The following is a 14,179-nucleotide window of genomic DNA, read 5'->3' as shown; positions in this document are numbered from 1 at the left end:
GTTCCTCCGCTTCAGCCGAGAACTCGACGGGTTTGCCTGGCCGAGACCAGCAACCGCCCGGTCGCGTCCCAGATGTCGACGTCGTCCACCGACCAGCCGCCGCCGGTGCCGGTGTTCGCGGCGCGCACCAATACCGGCTGCCCGGCGGGCGCGGTGAAGTCGGTGTGCAGGTGCATCGAGAACGCGACGGTCGGGACGGCGATCGGAGCGGACAGGGTAGGGAAGATGCCGGGCGGCAGCGCGTCGGCCAGGATCGCGAGGGTGGCCGCGTCGATGATCATCGGCGGGCTCAGGGCGATCCACGCGCACATCCACGCCTGCGCGGCGCCGGTCAACGGCAGCGGGCCCGCGGCGGGCCGGATGTCGAAATGCGCTCCCACGGGGACGATTTCGGGCGGCAATCGGAAGGTCGCGCAGGCATCGGCGGCCGCGACCTCGGGGGCAGGACGTTCGGCGCGGTCCGGCACCGAGCTCGGCGCGGTGCGGCCGAGTGTGATCGAGGCCGCGGCGACCTCGCCCGATTCCTGCCGCGCTATCACGTCGACGATCGCGGTGCCGCGCCCGAGTGGGCGCGCGGTGGCCGAGAAGACGAACGCGCCGTCGACGGGCCTGCCGAGGAAACGCAGATCAACGGCGCGCAGCGGGAGTTCCTCGCCCGTCGCCCGCCGGGCCACCGCCACGAGCAGCGCGGCGATCACGCCGCCGTGCGGGCCGGTCCAGCCCCGCCACGTTCGATCCACCCGGGCCTGCCAGGCGCCGGGGCCGGTCGCGTCGAGCGCGAACTCCTCGGCCAGCGGCCGGTCAGTGAGTTGCTTCATGAAACGCACCATAGGGTAGTGAGTTCTTTGAAGCAACCGACTAGGCTGTCGGCATGCGCAGGACGAGCTTCGAGGACATGAACTGCTCGCTGGCCCAGTGTCTGGAGGTGGTGGGCGAGTGGTGGACGCTGCTGATCGTGCGCGACGCCCTGTTCGGCGTAACCCGCTTCGACGACTTCCGCGCCAGGCTCGGCATCGCGCGCAATGTGCTGACCCAACGCCTGGAGCACCTGGTGGCCAACGGAATCCTGGAAAAGGTTCCGTACCAGGAGAATCCGCCTCGGCACGACTACCGGCTCACGCCGAAGGGGCGTTCGCTGTGGTTGGTCGTCACCGCGATGCGGCAGTGGGGCGACGAATGGGCCGCGCCGGACGGTCCGCCGCTGGAGACGGTGCACACCACTTGCGGCCATCGGACGACGATCGAACCGGTGTGCTCGGAGTGCGGCGAGCGCGTCCAGGGGCGTGAACTGCGGCCGATGTACGGTCCCGGCGCCCGTGACAAGTCGCTGATCCCGGCCGCGCTGGCCCAGGACGCGGCCCGCAGCGCGCCGCCGCGATAGGCTGCGCGCGTGACGGACGCGCGGGTGGAGACGGTGATCGATACGGTCGCGTGGGTGCGGATCGAAGACGGTCGCATCCTGTGCGCGCGACCACGCGGCAAGGACATCTTCTACATTCCCGGCGGCAAGAGGGAAGGCGCGGAGACGGATCTGCAGACGCTGCTGCGCGAGATCGAGGAGGAGCTCACCGTCACGCTGGTGCCCGAAACCGCCCGGCACGTCGGCACTTACGAGGCGGCGGTGCACGGACCGGCCGATGGCGTGACCGTTCGCATGAGTTGCTACACCGCCGACTATCGCGGCACTCTGACCGCCAGCAGCGAGATCGATGAGATGGCTTGGTTCGGTTACGCCGATCGTGACTCCGTGCCGCCGGTCGACCAGTTGCTCTTCGACGATCTGGCCGCGGCTGGTCTGCTGCACTGAAGCCGGTCCGCCGTACCTGGTCGATCCGCACTCCGCTCGGTTCGCTTGCCGTACTTGGCATCCGCTCTACCGAGGCCGTGCCCGCTCTCACACCGGATCATCTATACGCCACCGTATGCAAGGTCTAACCTGGTCATATACGGCACCGTATAAGACGGTCCGGTGGGCGAAGGAGGACGCACGATGCAGGAGTTGTCACGAGCCGACGAGATGACCGGGGACGACGTCGAGTTGCCCGTCTTCCAGCAGCACCAGATTCCCGAAGCGATCCTGGCGCTCGCCACGATCCCCGATCCCGACTACATCGACCTGTTCACGCTCGTCACCGGCGACGCCGGGGACTGGTCGCCGGAACAGTGGGCGCGCGCCGCCTTCGGGGACGTCGCGGGCTTGCAGGGGCAGTTCATCTGGCGCGTTCTACTCGGCATACGCCTCGCCTGGCGGCGGTCACCTGACCACGTAGCCGGTTGGCGGATCGCGGCACGGGGCGACAACTGGATCACGCTCGCCGCGCCCTCTTGGATGCTCACTGGCAATCTGGTGGTCCACATCGATGGTGAGCATCTGTCGCTGGCCACGATCATCGACTACGACCGGCCGATCGCCGAGCGCATCTGGGGCCGGTTGTCGGCCGTTCACCGGAGCCTGGCGCCCGGTCTGCTCCGCGATGCGCACGCGGCCGTACGCGCGAAACCGCGCCGACGGACGGCTCGGTAAAGCGGACATCGCCTCCGGGGTGCGAGCGGGCGGCATCGCCTGCCCCGCGATACGGTCCCAGTATGAGGTCGGTTCGCTCGCTCGCCCTTTGGGCCGCCTACGCGGTGGTCGCGCTGCCGCTGGCCGCCGCGCCGGTCGCGGTTCGGATGCGCATGCCGCGCAGGTGGCTGCGTGAGCCGATCCGTCGACGCGGGATCACGCCCGCTCGGGTCGTGGCGCATTCGGTGCTGAGCGCGGGCGTCGGCCTGCTGGCCTGGTTTCTGGTCTTCCTCGCGGCTATCGCCGTCGTCCGCGGCGTCTGCTATCCGCTGGTCGCGGCCGACGACTACGAGAACTCTTGGGGCGGGCCGACATTGGCGGGGGCGTGGGCGGTGCACGCGGCGCTCGGCGTCGGTCTGCTTCCGGTCTGGCTCGCGGTGCTCGCCGGGCTCGGCGCACTGCAACTGCGGCTGATTCGCAAGTTGTTCGAACGCGCCGGGCCGGCCTGGCCGGTCCCGGCGGCGCTCGTCCTCGCCGTAGCGGGGGTGTTCGTCTTCCTGTCCTGGCTCAGCCAGGTGTGAACGACCCCGTCAGCAGAGCGGGTACTTCGAGCCCATGAACTGCCCCTTCAGCAGGCAGACGATGAGCTCGACGAAGTCGCGGCCGTAAGTGGCCGAGCCACTGGCCGATCCGGAATCCGCGACCGCCGCGGAAGCGGCGGGTACCGGCGCCGGTGCGGCCTGAGCGGGCGCGGTGACCAGCCCCGTCGAGGTCACCAGCGCGCCGGAGACGGCGAGGGTGACCAGGGCTTTTCTGATGTTCGGAGACAGTGACATTGGAATCTTCCTTTCGTTCGCGGCAAGTATCGAAGCAGCGAGCGGCGGCCCGACAGCCCCGAACTGCCGGGGCACTCGTTTCTGGGTCGCGACCGCGTTGCCGGTGAATAACGTTGTGCGCGCGAGGCGCTCGGCGCGGGCGCGGGATCGTACCGTGAACAGTAGGGGGCCGCCAGACCACGGGGCAGTGAACTGCGCGACTCGCAAGACGAACGTCCATTCCTTGACAGGCGCCGGACTCCGGGGAAACACTGGGGAGACGCCTAAGTGGAGAGGTCATCTCCTCTTAGGTTCGACCGGTCGGCCCCCGAAACAGCGTTGTTCTTCCGTCGAAGGCGGTTCGATGACCATCACGACAACCACCACGAACCGGCCAGGCATCGTCGCCCTGCGCGATCCGCGAGCGCGCGATGCCGAGCTCACCGGCGCCAAGGCGGCGGCGCTGGCCACGGCCGCCGCGCACGGCCTGCCCGTGCTGGAGGGCTTCGTCCTGACCACCGCGTGGTCGCACCGCGGCGACCCGCCCGAAGCCGAATGGCGCGGCCTGTCCGGCGCGGGCGCGAAAGCCCTTGTGGTGCGGTCCTCTTCGGTCGCCGAGGACGGTGCGCACCAGTCCATGGCCGGATTGTTCACCTCCGTGCTCGACGTGCGCGACTGGCAGGGATTCCGGGACGCCGTCGACGAGGTGCTCGCCTCGGGACCGCCGGCCGACCTCGGCGCGGGCGTGGACGCTGCGATGGCGGTGCTCGTGCAGCCGTTCCTCGCGGCGGGCTGGGGCGGCGTCGTCTTCACCGCCGACCCGGTGACCGGGCGCACCGACCGCATGATGATCAGTGCCTCGCGGCGCGGACCCAGCGCGGTCGTCGGCGGCGCCGAGGGCGGGTGGACCGCGACCATGACCCGGCGCGGACGCGTGACCTCGGTCGCGACGCCCGAGGCCGATCCGCTGCCGATCGGGCTGCGGCGCAGAGTCGTTCGGCTGGCGCTGCGCGCGGAGCGGGTGTTCGGCGGTGCGCTGGACATCGAATGGGCGATCGACGCGCGTGGCCGGGTGATCCTGCTACAGGCCCGGCCGGTCACCGCCTTGCACGGACCGGCGCGTGGCCCGGTCCTCGGACCCGGTCCGCTGGCCGAGACCTTTCCCGACCCGCTGCGCCCGCTCGAACAGGATCTGTGGCTTTCGCCCCTCGCCGATGGCCTCCGTGTCGCGATCGATATGACCGGAGCCGCGTCGCCACGCGCGCTGCACGAGTCACCGGTCGCCACCGCGGTGCGCGGAATCGCGGTCGCCGATCTCGAATTGCTCGGTGTGGTGCGCCCACGCCGCAGCCTCGCGCGGCTGCTCGATCCGCGGCCAGGAGTGCGGCGGCTCGGCGCGGCCATGCGGGTCGGCAGGCTCGCCGTGGCGCTGCCCGACCTGGCTCAGCAGACCTGCGAGCGCGTCGACACGGATTTGGCCGAGGTGCCGCCGCTCACCGAACTCCCCGACCTCGCGTTGCTCGCGGTGCTCGACAACACCCGCACCGCGCTGACTGCGCTGCACGGCTACGAGGCGTTGGCCGGAATGCTCGGCGGGAAGGGCGAATCCGCGCCCACCGCGGCCGAGATGGCGCTGTCGGCGCTCGCCACCGCCCGCGCCACCGGTCTGCCCGAGGAACGGGTGATCGAGGAACTGCCGGTCGTGCTGGCGTTGACCCCGCCGCGGATCGGTCCGCCCCCGCGAGTGCCCGAAGTCGAGGGTGACCCGCTGCCCATCGACGACGGTGCGGGCGAGCTCGCGCTGGCCAGGGAGGCGCTGCGGCTGCGCGCCCGCTGGGTGCAAGAACTCGGGGCGAGGGCGGCGTGGGAACTCGGCGGCAGGCTCGCCGCGGCCGGACTGCTGGACGATCCAAGCACTTCGACCCTGTTGTCGCTGGACGAACTGCGCACAGCAGTGCGATACCGGCGGCTACCGGACGACCTGGCCGACCGCACGGCGCCGGACGATCTTCCGCTGCCCGCCGAATTCCGGCTTGCCACCGATGGTTTCCCGATCGCGGTGTCCAGGGGACGCGGCCGCACCGATCGCGGCATCGGCGCGGGCGGCGGCGTCGGCCGCGGCATGGTGCACATCGGCGATCGTCCGCCCGCGGGATCGGTCCTGGTCGTGCGGCATCTCGATCCGCGGCTCGCCGTGGTGGTGCCGCGGCTGTCGGGCCTGATCGCCGAAACCGGAAGTCCGCTCAGTCATCTGGCGATCCTGGCTCGCGAGCACGGCGTCCCGGTGGTGGTCGGCTATCCCGACGCCACCCGCCGATTGCCCGACGGCGCGGTGGTCCAGGTGGACGGGCGCAGCGGCGAAGTGCGGCAATCGATCGAGACGGAGGAACACCGATGACTCGGGATCGCGGTGCGCGCGGGCTCGGCGTGCTGCTCGCCATCGGCACGCTGATCGCCACGGGCGCTTACGTCTTCGTCTACCTGTACCGGTGGGAGTGGAACCGCGCCATTCTGACCGCGGTGCTGTTCATCGCCGCCGAGATCGCGCTGGTCGCCATGCTGTTGACCAAGCGACTGCGCGACATGCAGCGCGAACTCGGAGCGGCGGCGGACCGGGCGCGCACCGCGCGGATCGTGCACGCGGCCACACCCGCGCCGCGGGTCACCTTCGCCTGGCTCAGCAGACCCGATCGGCTCGGGGTGTTCGTTCCGGTGCTGCTGGCGAGCGGGGTGCTGCTGACCGGGGTGGCGTGGCTGGTGGAGCGGCTCGCCAAAGCCACCGCGGGCCCCGTCACCGAACGCCACATCGTCGACCGCCTGGACCGGCTGCACTTGCCGCCCAACGGTTTCCTCACCCCGCGCGCGGACCGCCTGCATCTGCTGCACGGCCCGCTGGTGCGATCGCGGCGGTGACCCGATGCGCCGGATTCTGCTGCTCGCTGCGGGCGCGGTCCTCGTCGCGACGGTACTGCTCGTCATGGCGCAGCACATGAAGTTCGAAACCGATCGGGGCGCGGCGGCGAGCACGCAGGTGGTGCGCTTCGACGCGCGCGCCAAGGACGCCGACGGGTCGACCGAGCCCGCACTTCGCTTGTGGGACAAGTGCGCCAGCCACGTCAACCACGTGCGCATGGTCGCGGGCCCGGTGGCCGACGGCGACGCCTGGACGGTGACGCTCACACCGGCGCTCGGCGAGCACACCGAACGCCGCCTCGTCGGCTGCCTGGAAGACTTCACCGTCGACGGCGTGCTCGGCCGCTACCTCGGCTCGCGGGCCGGGTAGGCGTACCTCCGCCTTCGCTCCCGGCCGTGCGCGAGCTGGGCACGGACTACGTCCGGCAGCGCCCGTCAGGCGCGTCGGCTCAGGTGGTGACGTGCTCGCGTCCGGCCAGCTCGATGAGGTGCTGCACCAGCGTCAGCAGCACGTTCTTGGCCGATTCGCGGTGACGGGCGTCGCACAGCATCACCGGGGTCTCCTGGTCGAGATCGAGTGCGTCGCGCACCTCGTCCTCGGTGTAGCGCGGCGCCCCGTCGAAGCAGTTCACCCCGACCATGAACGGCAGCCCACGTCGCTCAAAGAAGTCCACGGCGGCAAAGGAATTGCCGAGGCGCCGGGTATCGGCCAGCACCACCGCGCCGAGCGCGCCGCGGGACAGCTCGTCCCACAGGAACCAGAACCGGTCCTGTCCCGGCGTGCCGAACAGGTACAGCACCAGATCGCGGTCGATGGTGATGCGGCCGAAGTCCAACGCCACCGTGGTGGTCGATTTGGACTCGACGCCCGAGAGATCGTCGACGCCGCTGCTGACTTCGGTGATGAGTTCCTCGGTGCGTAGCGGCGCGATCTCGCTGATCGACGACACCATCGTGGTCTTGCCGACGCCGAAGCCGCCGGCGATGAGGATCTTGACCGACGCGGCCAAGTGCTGGGCCCCGTCGGGATCGAGCCGGGCGGGGTCAAAGTTTTCTGATGCCATCCAGTACCGCTCGCAATATGTTGAGATCGCCGGGGCCAGCCTCCGGTTGCACCGGAGCCCGGAAGATCAGTTGTCCCTCGCCGATCAGGTCGCCGACGAGAATCTTGGTCACCGCAAGGGGAAGTTTCAAGTTGGCCGCCACCTCGGCCACCGATTGCGGATCACGGCACAGGCGCACGATTTCCGCGTATTCGGGCTCCGGCCTGCGCATTGTCGGTGCGGGAGAGGCGGTGATCACCACCGTCACGATGTCCAAATCGTGACCTGCGCCCATGGTGCGTCCACGGGTCAGCGCGTACGGCCGGATCAGCGGTCCGGCCGCGTCGTCGAACCACGGCTCACCCCGGCGCGTCATGGCAATCGGGCGGGGGTGGACAGATAGGAGCCGACACGCTGGACGGTCACGTTCATCTCGTAGGCCACCATGCCGAGATTCGCGTTCTCGGCGGCTTGCAGCGCGAGGCAGGCGTTGTCGCCCGCGGAAGTCACGAAAAGCACGGCGCGGTCGAGTTCGATGACCGCTTGGCGCACGCCGCCGCCGTCGAATCGACTGCCCGCGCTGCGCGCGAGCCCGTACAGCGTCGAGGACATGGCGGCGAAGTGTTCGGCGTCGTCACGGGTCATCGCGGCGGAGCGGCCGAGCAGCAGTCCGTCGGTGGACAGCACCACCGCGTGCCGCACACCGGCCAGCCGATCCACCAGATCGTCCAGCAGCCAGTTGAGATCACCGGGTTTGGGAGCGGTCACTACACGCCTTCCTGTTCGTCGGCGGGCTGCGCACGGCGACCCTGCCGGGTTCCATTCTCGATGGCGGACATCAGATCCCGGGCCTGTTCGGCGGAACGCTCACGTTCGGCGACGGGTTCCGGGGTCGACGGCTGCGCCAGTTGGGGCGCGAGATTGGTCTGTCGGTTGCGCTTGGGCAGCACTGGCCTGCAGTCGGCGGTGGTCGCGGGCGGGGCGGAGGTCGATCCGTTCGGATCCGGCGCCGCCGGTTCGGGTTTCGGCGCGGCGGGCGGGTCCATGGTGAGCACCGCGGCCGTCGGTTCGGTAGCGCCGCCGGGCGCTTCGGTTCCTGGCGCCTCGATGAACGGCACCGGATGCCGCGGGCGTCGCGTCTGATCGGTGGCCGGTGTCTCCGGTGCGCTCGGCGCGGTCTCGGTGACCAGCAGCGCGGTCGGGAGGAGCACGATGGCGCGGATGCCGCCGTAATCGGATTCCGCGAGCCGCACCGTGACACCGTGCCGGACACCCAGCTGCGCCACCACGAAAAGCCCGAGGCGCGAATCTGCCGAGAGCGTGGCGACACCGAAGTCCGGTGGGTTGCGCAGCATCTCGTTCACCCGCTCCAGCTCGGCCTCGGGCATGCCCATGCCCTGGTCGCTGACCTCGACGACCACACCGCGGCCGACGACGTTGCCGAAGATCTCCACCCGCGATTGCGGCGGGGAGAACGCGGTGGCGTTGTCGACCAGCTCGGCCAGCAGGTGCACGAGGTCGGCGACCACCGTTCCCAGCACACGCACCTCGGGCAGCCGCGACACGCGCACCCGCGCGTAGTCGAGCGTCTCGCCGACCGACGAACGCACCAGATCCATCAGCGGAATCGGGTAGCGCCACTGCCTGCCCGGCTGGCCGCCGCCCAGAATGATCAAGTTCTCGGCGTTGCGGCGCTCGCGGGTCGCCAGGTGGTCGAGCCGGAACAGCGTCTCCAGCAAGGCCGGATCCTCTTGGCGCGCCTCGGCCTCGTCCAGGATCTCCAGCTGCCGGTGCACCACGATCTGACTGCGGTGGGCGATATTGAGGAAGACCGCCTTGACTCCTTCGCGGGTGCGGGCCTCGTCCACCGCCGCCGACACCGCGGCCGCGTGCGCGTGTTCGAAAGCCTGCGCCACTTCGCCGATCTCGTCGCGGCCGTAGTCCAGGCGCGGCGTCTCCTCGGCGGGATCGACCTGTTCGCCCGCGCGCAGCCTGCGCATCATGTCGGGCAGCCGCTCGTCGGCCAGCGCCAGGGTCTCGCCGCGCAACCCCTTGAGCCGCCGGATGATCCGATTGGCCATCAGCACGGCGACCACGATCGCGGCGACACTGACCAGCAGCACGCCACCGCCGCCGAAGAGCGAGGTGAGCGCGGAATCGGACGACTTCTCCTCGGCCAGCCGCTGAGTGTGCTTGTTCTGGGTGATCCACAGATCGAGCAGCCCGCGGTTGATCTCCGCGGCGGCGGCCTGCCAGTCCTGCGGGGAGAGCGGCAGCGGCTCGGCCTCCTCGCGGCTCGCGGTGCCGGTGGACGATTCGTCCTCGACGGGCGCGACGTAACGCCGTGCGATGGCGTTCTCCATCGCGGACAGCCGCTGCCACGCCTCGGATCCGGTCAGCGCGGCGGCCGCTTCGCGCTGCTCGATGTCGATTTCGCTGGCCAGCAGTCCGATCTCGGTGTGGTAGAAGCCGATTTGGCGCAGGTACTCCTCGACCGGCAGTGGCAGGTCGCCGTTCGCGGTGACCATCGCGACGGCCAGCGCGTGACCGCGCGACATGGCCTCGGCGGCGTAGAGCAACCGCATGCCCTCGGTGATCTCCACGCCGATCTCGGCGTCCGGCGCGGACTGCTGGGCGACCTGCGAGCCCACCGAGACGACATCGAGCAGCCGGTTGTAGAAGCCGTACGCCTCGGCCATCGGCAGTTGGCGCGAATCCGTCTGCGCGCGAACGCCGGCCAGATGCTCGGCCAGGGTGTTGAACCCGGCGAGGTCGTCACCGATCTTCGAGTCGTCCACCTCGCGGATTCCCTCGGAGGCCTCCAGCAACTTGCGCAGCGCGCCGTCGAGCCGCACCCGCGCCGCGGTGAGCGCTGGGCCGTTCGAATCGTCGCCCGCCAAGTGCGCCAGGGTGAGGTGGCGTTCTTGTTGCGTCGCCTCCATCAATTCCCTGGTCGAGGGAATCGCGGCCTGCATCTGGGCCGCCCAGTCTTTCGCGGTGTTGCCTTGATCGACCAGGTATCCCGCCGCACCCACGCCGATGACGAGCAGAGTCAGGCTCGGCAGGAGCGCGATCGCCAGTATCCGGCTCCGGACACCGAGCCTCGCTCTGAACATCGGGACACCGTAATTCAGCGGACTACACGGCTGTAATTCCGGTCCCGCTGAGCGGGACTCGATTTGACAACGCGAAACGAAGCTGATCCACGACTGAACGAAACATGGGCAGGTCCGATTTGTCTCCCGACCGCGTGTGTTGGAGGGGCGCGACAGCGTAGATTGTGTGTATCCCGAAGTTACTCACAAGTAGGAGGCAAGGATGCCCGCGCCGGAAGCCGGAGTCTTCGACCGTCTGAGCGCGCTCGCCGCGATCGACGGCCACGAGGCTCGCTCGCGCAAGACGATCGCCGAGACGTTCACCGGCAAGCCGCTCGGCTCCGTGCCGGTCGGCACCGCCGAGGACGTGGCGTCGGCGTTCGCCAAAGCCAGGTCCGCGCAGGCGCGCTGGGCCGCCCGCCCCGCCGCGGAGCGCTCCGCGGTGTTCGACCGCTTCCGGGCGCTGCTCATCGAGAACCGCGAAGCCCTGATGGACGTCATCCAGGCCGAGACCGGCAAGGCGCGCTGGGCGGCCCAGGAAGAGATCATGGGCATGATGTTCGCGGCGCGCTACTTCGCCAAGGTCGCGCCGGGCCTGCTGGAGCCGCGCAAGGTGCCTGGCGCGTTCCCGGTGCTGAACCGCGCCGCGGTGCACGTCCATCCCAAGGGCGTCGTCGGCGTGATCGCCCCGTGGAACTACCCCATGGTGCTGTCCATCGGCGACTCGATCCCCGCCCTGCTCGCGGGCAACGCGGTGGTGGTCAAGCCCGACAGCCAGACGCCGTACTCCGCGCTGGCCGCCGCCGAACTGCTCTACCGCGCCGGGTTGCCGCGTGACCTGCTCGCGGTGGTGCCGGGCCCCGGCACCGAGGTCGGCACCGCCATCGTGGACAACTGCGACTACTTGATGTTCACCGGCTCCTCGGCCACCGGCCGGGCCCTCGCCGAACAGTGCGGGCGCAGGCTCATCGGCTTCTCCGCCGAACTGGGCGGCAAGAACCCGATGATCGTCACCCGTGGCGCGAACCTGGACAAGGCCGCCAAGGCCGCGGTGCGAGCGTGCTTCTCCAACGCGGGCCAGCTGTGTATCTCGATCGAGCGGCTCTACGTCGAGAAGGCGGTCGCGGACGAGTTCACCGAGAAGTTCACCGCCGCGGTGCGCGCCGCGAAACTGGGCGCCGCCTACGACAATTCGGCCGACATCGGCTCACTCATCTCGGAGTCGCAGCTGGAGACCGTCACCAAGCACGTCGCCGACGCCACCTCCAAGGGCGCCAAGGTGCTCGCGGGCGGCAAGGCGCGCCCGGACCTCGGCCCGCTGTTCTTCGAGCCGACCGTGCTCGCCGACGTCACCGACGAGATGGAGTGCGGCCGCAACGAGACCTTCGGCCCGCTGGTGTCGATCTACCCGGTCGACTCCGTCGAGGACGCCATCCGGCTGGCCAACGACACCGAGTACGGCCTCAACGCCAGCGTGTGGGCGGAGAGCAAGTCGGCGGGCGAGCAGATCGCGCAGCGACTGCACGCCGGCACCGTGTGCGTCGACGAAGGCTACGCCCCGGCGTGGGGCACCACCGCGGCGCCGATGGGCGGCATGGGCATCTCCGGCGTCGGGCGCAGGCACGGCGCGGACGGTCTGCTGAAATTCACCGAACCGCAGACGGTCGTGGTCACCCGATTCATGAATCTGGATCCGCCGCCGCTGATTTCGCAGGACAAGTGGCAGCGCTTCCTGATGTTCGTCGCGCGCAGCCTCCGGTTCCTTCCTGGTCGCTGAGTTCGGGGCCTGGCCGGCTCGGTCTGCGGGCGAGCCGGCCAGGCGTCCCGTCGCCGGGCCTCAGGTGAGCCGTTCGGCTCCGGTGCGCGGCGGCGGACCGGCCGCCAGTGCTGCCGCTTCCTCGTCGGTCAGCAGGCGGGATCGGATGAGGAAACGCACGCCCTCCGGCGTCTCCAGGGAGAAGCCGGAGCCGCGCCCCGGTACCACGTCCACCGTGAGGTGCGTGTGTTTCCACAGCTGGAATTGATCGCCGCTCATCCAGAATTCGGTGTGGAATGGCAGCTGTCCGAGCAGCACGTCGGCGGCCCCGACCTGGAACTCGCGGGCCGGGAAGCACATCGGCGAGCTGCCGTCGCAGCATCCGCCGGACTGGTGGAACAGTACCGGCCCGTGGTGTTCGATCAACCGGCGCAACACCACTTGCGCCGCGTCGGTCATGCCGACGCGATGGATCCGGTTCGACATCAGAGTGATCCGATTCCGCATCAGAAGAATCCGAGCTTGGTAGGGGAGTAGCTCACCAGCAGGTTCTTGGTCTGCTGGTAGTGGTCCAGCATCATCTTGTGGTTCTCCCTGCCGATGCCGGACTTCTTGTATCCGCCGAAGGCGGCGTGCGCGGGATAGGCGTGGTAGCAGTTGGTCCACACCCGGCCCGCTTTGATGGCCCGGCCCATCCGGTAGGCGGTGGCGCCGTCCCTGGTCCACACGCCCGCGCCGAGGCCGTAGAGGGTGTCGTTGGCGATCCGGACCGCTTCGTCGACGGTGTCGAAACGGGTCACCGCCACCACGGGTCCGAAGATCTCCTCCTGGAAGACGCGCATCGTGTTGTCGCCCTCGAGAACGGTGGGCTGGATGTAGTACCCGCCGGGTAGGCCGTCCACCTTGCGCGCTTCACCTCCGGTGAGCACGCGGGCGCCTTCCTGCCTGCCGATATCGATGTAGGACAGGATCTTCTCGTACTGGTCGTTGCTGGCCTGGGCGCCGATCATGGTCGTGTCGTCGAGCGGGTTCCCGCCCTTGATGGCCGCGGTCCGCTCCAGGCAGCGGGCCAGGAACTCGTCGTAGATGGACGAGTGGATCAGCGCACGCGACGGGCAGGTGCACACCTCGCCCTGGTTCAGCGCGAACATCACGAAGCCCTCGACGGCCTTGTCCAGGAATACGTCGTCGGCGGCCATGACGTCGGGCAGGAAGATATTGGGGCTCTTGCCGCCCAGCTCCAGGGTCACCGGAATGATGTTCTCGCTCGCGTACTGCATGATGAGCCGCCCGGTGGTGGTCTCGCCGGTGAACGCGACCTTGGCCACCCGCGGACTGGCGGCCAGCGGCTTGCCCGCCTCCACACCGAAACCGTTGACCACGTTGAGGACTCCGGGCGGCAACAGGTCCGCGATCAGCTCCACCACGAGCAGGATCGAGGCGGGCGTCTGCTCGGCGGGCTTGAGCACCACGCAGTTGCCCGCGGCCAGCGCGGGAGCCAGCTTCCACGCCGCCATCAGAATGGGGAAGTTCCACGGAATGATCTGCCCGACCACGCCGAGCGGTTCGTAGAAGTGGTAGGCGACGGTGTCGGCGTCGATCTGGGCGATGCTGCCCTCCTGGGCCCGGATGGCGCCCGCGAAGTAGCGGAAGTGGTCCACCGCCAAAGGCAGGTCGGCGGCCAAGGTTTCGCGGACCGGTTTGCCGTTGTCCCAGGTCTCGGCGACCGCGAGCGGCTCGAGGCTGTTCTCCAGACGCTCGGCGATCTTGATGAGGATGTTCGCGCGCTCGGTCGGGGAAGTCGCCGCCCATGCCGCGGCGGCGTGGTGCGCGGACTCCAGCGCCAGATCGATGTCGGCCGCGGTGGAACGGGCGACCGAGCAGAAGGTTTCGCCGTCGACGGGGGAGGGATTGTCGAAGTACCGGCCCTCGATCGGGGCGGCCCAGTCGCCTCCGATGAAGTTGTCGTAGCGGGTGGCGTAACCGACTATCGCGGCGTCGGAACCCGGTTTGGCGTAGATCATCGCAATCACTCCTCGCGCGAAACCCATCGA

16 protein-coding genes are annotated in these 14,179 nt (G+C 69.6%); 8 read left to right on the top strand and 8 right to left on the bottom strand.

Annotation, left to right across the window (positions count from 1 at the left end):
• Positions 1-11: 11 nt before the first annotated feature.
• Positions 12-818, bottom strand: a complete 807-nt coding sequence (locus ABZV58_RS20085) for a thioesterase family protein (protein WP_355001639.1) — start codon at positions 816-818, stop codon at positions 12-14.
• A gap of 53 nt (positions 819-871) precedes the next feature.
• Between ABZV58_RS20085 and ABZV58_RS20080 the strand changes: the two genes are divergently transcribed.
• From ABZV58_RS20080 to ABZV58_RS20065, 4 genes are all read left to right on the top strand, one after another.
• Positions 872-1,381 carry a helix-turn-helix domain-containing protein gene (locus tag ABZV58_RS20080; RefSeq protein WP_355001638.1) on the top strand — a complete coding sequence of 170 codons (510 nt, stop codon included), beginning with the start codon at positions 872-874 and terminating at the stop codon, positions 1,379-1,381.
• Between the two features lie 9 nt (positions 1,382-1,390).
• Positions 1,391-1,807, top strand: coding sequence for an NUDIX domain-containing protein (locus ABZV58_RS20075; RefSeq protein WP_355001637.1), 417 nt, complete (start codon positions 1,391-1,393; stop codon positions 1,805-1,807).
• Between the two features lie 183 nt (positions 1,808-1,990).
• Entirely contained in the window at positions 1,991-2,524 is a 534-nt protein-coding gene (locus ABZV58_RS20070) for a hypothetical protein (RefSeq protein WP_355001636.1), read from the top strand.
• Positions 2,525-2,586: 62 nt separating this feature from the next.
• Positions 2,587-3,084, top strand: a complete 498-nt coding sequence (locus ABZV58_RS20065) for a hypothetical protein (protein ID WP_355001635.1) — start codon at positions 2,587-2,589, stop codon at positions 3,082-3,084.
• A gap of 9 nt (positions 3,085-3,093) precedes the next feature.
• On the opposite strand, the gene ABZV58_RS20060 is transcribed toward ABZV58_RS20065, so the two are convergent.
• Positions 3,094-3,339, bottom strand: a complete 246-nt coding sequence (locus ABZV58_RS20060; RefSeq protein ID WP_355001634.1) for a hypothetical protein — start codon at positions 3,337-3,339, stop codon at positions 3,094-3,096.
• 343 nt (positions 3,340-3,682) lie between these two features.
• On the opposite strand from ABZV58_RS20060, the gene ABZV58_RS20055 reads away from it, so the two are divergent.
• Genes ABZV58_RS20055 through ABZV58_RS20045 form a run of 3 tightly spaced genes read left to right on the top strand, consistent with a single transcriptional unit; the run spans position 3,683 to position 6,601 of the window.
• A complete protein-coding gene (locus tag ABZV58_RS20055) occupies positions 3,683-5,716 on the top strand; it encodes a PEP/pyruvate-binding domain-containing protein (RefSeq protein ID WP_355001633.1) in 2,034 nt (677 codons plus the stop codon).
• Positions 5,713-6,231: a hypothetical protein gene (locus ABZV58_RS20050; protein ID WP_355001632.1), complete on the top strand. Its 519-nt coding sequence runs from the start codon at positions 5,713-5,715 to the stop codon at positions 6,229-6,231. Before ABZV58_RS20055 ends, ABZV58_RS20050 begins: the two co-directional genes overlap by 4 nt.
• Before the next feature lie 4 nt (positions 6,232-6,235).
• Positions 6,236-6,601, top strand: coding sequence for a hypothetical protein (locus ABZV58_RS20045; protein WP_355001631.1), 366 nt, complete (start codon positions 6,236-6,238; stop codon positions 6,599-6,601).
• A 79-nt stretch (positions 6,602-6,680) separates the two neighbouring features.
• On the opposite strand, the gene ABZV58_RS20040 is transcribed toward ABZV58_RS20045, so the two are convergent.
• From ABZV58_RS20040 to ABZV58_RS20025, 4 genes are read right to left on the bottom strand one after another with little or no spacing between them, the layout of a single operon-like run.
• Positions 6,681-7,295, bottom strand: a complete 615-nt coding sequence (locus ABZV58_RS20040; protein ID WP_355001630.1) for an ATP/GTP-binding protein — start codon at positions 7,293-7,295, stop codon at positions 6,681-6,683.
• Entirely contained in the window at positions 7,276-7,650 is a 375-nt protein-coding gene (locus ABZV58_RS20035; protein ID WP_355001629.1) for a DUF742 domain-containing protein, read from the bottom strand. The genes ABZV58_RS20040 and ABZV58_RS20035 overlap by 20 nt, the downstream gene beginning before the upstream one ends.
• Positions 7,647-8,042: a roadblock/LC7 domain-containing protein gene (locus ABZV58_RS20030; protein WP_355001628.1), complete on the bottom strand. Its 396-nt coding sequence runs from the start codon at positions 8,040-8,042 to the stop codon at positions 7,647-7,649. Before ABZV58_RS20030 ends, ABZV58_RS20035 begins: the two co-directional genes overlap by 4 nt.
• Entirely contained in the window at positions 8,042-10,390 is a 2,349-nt protein-coding gene (locus ABZV58_RS20025; RefSeq protein WP_355001627.1) for a nitrate- and nitrite sensing domain-containing protein, read from the bottom strand. The genes ABZV58_RS20030 and ABZV58_RS20025 overlap by 1 nt, the downstream gene beginning before the upstream one ends.
• Before the next feature lie 202 nt (positions 10,391-10,592).
• On the opposite strand from ABZV58_RS20025, the gene ABZV58_RS20020 reads away from it, so the two are divergent.
• Positions 10,593-12,146 carry a succinic semialdehyde dehydrogenase gene (locus ABZV58_RS20020; RefSeq protein WP_355001626.1) on the top strand — a complete coding sequence of 518 codons (1,554 nt, stop codon included), beginning with the start codon at positions 10,593-10,595 and terminating at the stop codon, positions 12,144-12,146.
• A 60-nt stretch (positions 12,147-12,206) separates the two neighbouring features.
• Here the strand turns inward: ABZV58_RS20020 and ABZV58_RS20015 are convergent, their stop codons facing one another.
• Positions 12,207-12,611 (bottom strand): DUF779 domain-containing protein, encoded by a 405-nt coding sequence (locus ABZV58_RS20015; protein ID WP_355001625.1) that lies wholly within the window; start codon positions 12,609-12,611, stop codon positions 12,207-12,209.
• A 20-nt stretch (positions 12,612-12,631) separates the two neighbouring features.
• Complete coding sequence (locus tag ABZV58_RS20010; protein WP_355001624.1) at positions 12,632-14,149, bottom strand: aldehyde dehydrogenase family protein; 1,518 nt, start codon at positions 14,147-14,149, stop codon at positions 12,632-12,634.
• Positions 14,150-14,179 lie beyond the last annotated feature (30 nt).

Origin of the sequence: Nocardia sp. NPDC004654 (assembly GCF_040609595.1) — a bacterium.
In the GTDB taxonomy this organism is placed as follows: Bacteria; Actinomycetota; Actinomycetes; order Mycobacteriales; family Mycobacteriaceae; genus Nocardia.
This window is presented reverse-complemented; position numbering and strand designations above follow the sequence as displayed.

What these genes read in the sequence shown, in the direction of transcription:
- ABZV58_RS20085 (WP_355001639.1), bottom strand. Translation starts at nt 818, where the DNA reads ATGAAGCAACTCACTGACCGGCCGCTGGCCGAGGAGTTCGCGCTCGAC.
- ABZV58_RS20080 (WP_355001638.1), top strand. Translation starts at nt 872, where the DNA reads ATGCGCAGGACGAGCTTCGAGGACATGAACTGCTCGCTGGCCCAGTGT.
- ABZV58_RS20070 (WP_355001636.1), top strand. Translation starts at nt 1,991, where the DNA reads ATGCAGGAGTTGTCACGAGCCGACGAGATGACCGGGGACGACGTCGAG.
- ABZV58_RS20065 (WP_355001635.1), top strand. Translation starts at nt 2,587, where the DNA reads ATGAGGTCGGTTCGCTCGCTCGCCCTTTGGGCCGCCTACGCGGTGGTC.
- ABZV58_RS20060 (WP_355001634.1), bottom strand. Translation starts at nt 3,339, where the DNA reads ATGTCACTGTCTCCGAACATCAGAAAAGCCCTGGTCACCCTCGCCGTC.
- ABZV58_RS20055 (WP_355001633.1), top strand. Translation starts at nt 3,683, where the DNA reads ATGACCATCACGACAACCACCACGAACCGGCCAGGCATCGTCGCCCTG.
- ABZV58_RS20050 (WP_355001632.1), top strand. Translation starts at nt 5,713, where the DNA reads ATGACTCGGGATCGCGGTGCGCGCGGGCTCGGCGTGCTGCTCGCCATC.
- ABZV58_RS20045 (WP_355001631.1), top strand. Translation starts at nt 6,236, where the DNA reads ATGCGCCGGATTCTGCTGCTCGCTGCGGGCGCGGTCCTCGTCGCGACG.
- ABZV58_RS20040 (WP_355001630.1), bottom strand. Translation starts at nt 7,295, where the DNA reads ATGGCATCAGAAAACTTTGACCCCGCCCGGCTCGATCCCGACGGGGCC.
- ABZV58_RS20035 (WP_355001629.1), bottom strand. Translation starts at nt 7,650, where the DNA reads ATGACGCGCCGGGGTGAGCCGTGGTTCGACGACGCGGCCGGACCGCTG.
- ABZV58_RS20025 (WP_355001627.1), bottom strand. Translation starts at nt 10,390, where the DNA reads ATGTTCAGAGCGAGGCTCGGTGTCCGGAGCCGGATACTGGCGATCGCG.
- ABZV58_RS20020 (WP_355001626.1), top strand. Translation starts at nt 10,593, where the DNA reads ATGCCCGCGCCGGAAGCCGGAGTCTTCGACCGTCTGAGCGCGCTCGCC.
- ABZV58_RS20015 (WP_355001625.1), bottom strand. Translation starts at nt 12,611, where the DNA reads ATGTCGAACCGGATCCATCGCGTCGGCATGACCGACGCGGCGCAAGTG.
- ABZV58_RS20010 (WP_355001624.1), bottom strand. Translation starts at nt 14,149, where the DNA reads ATGATCTACGCCAAACCGGGTTCCGACGCCGCGATAGTCGGTTACGCC.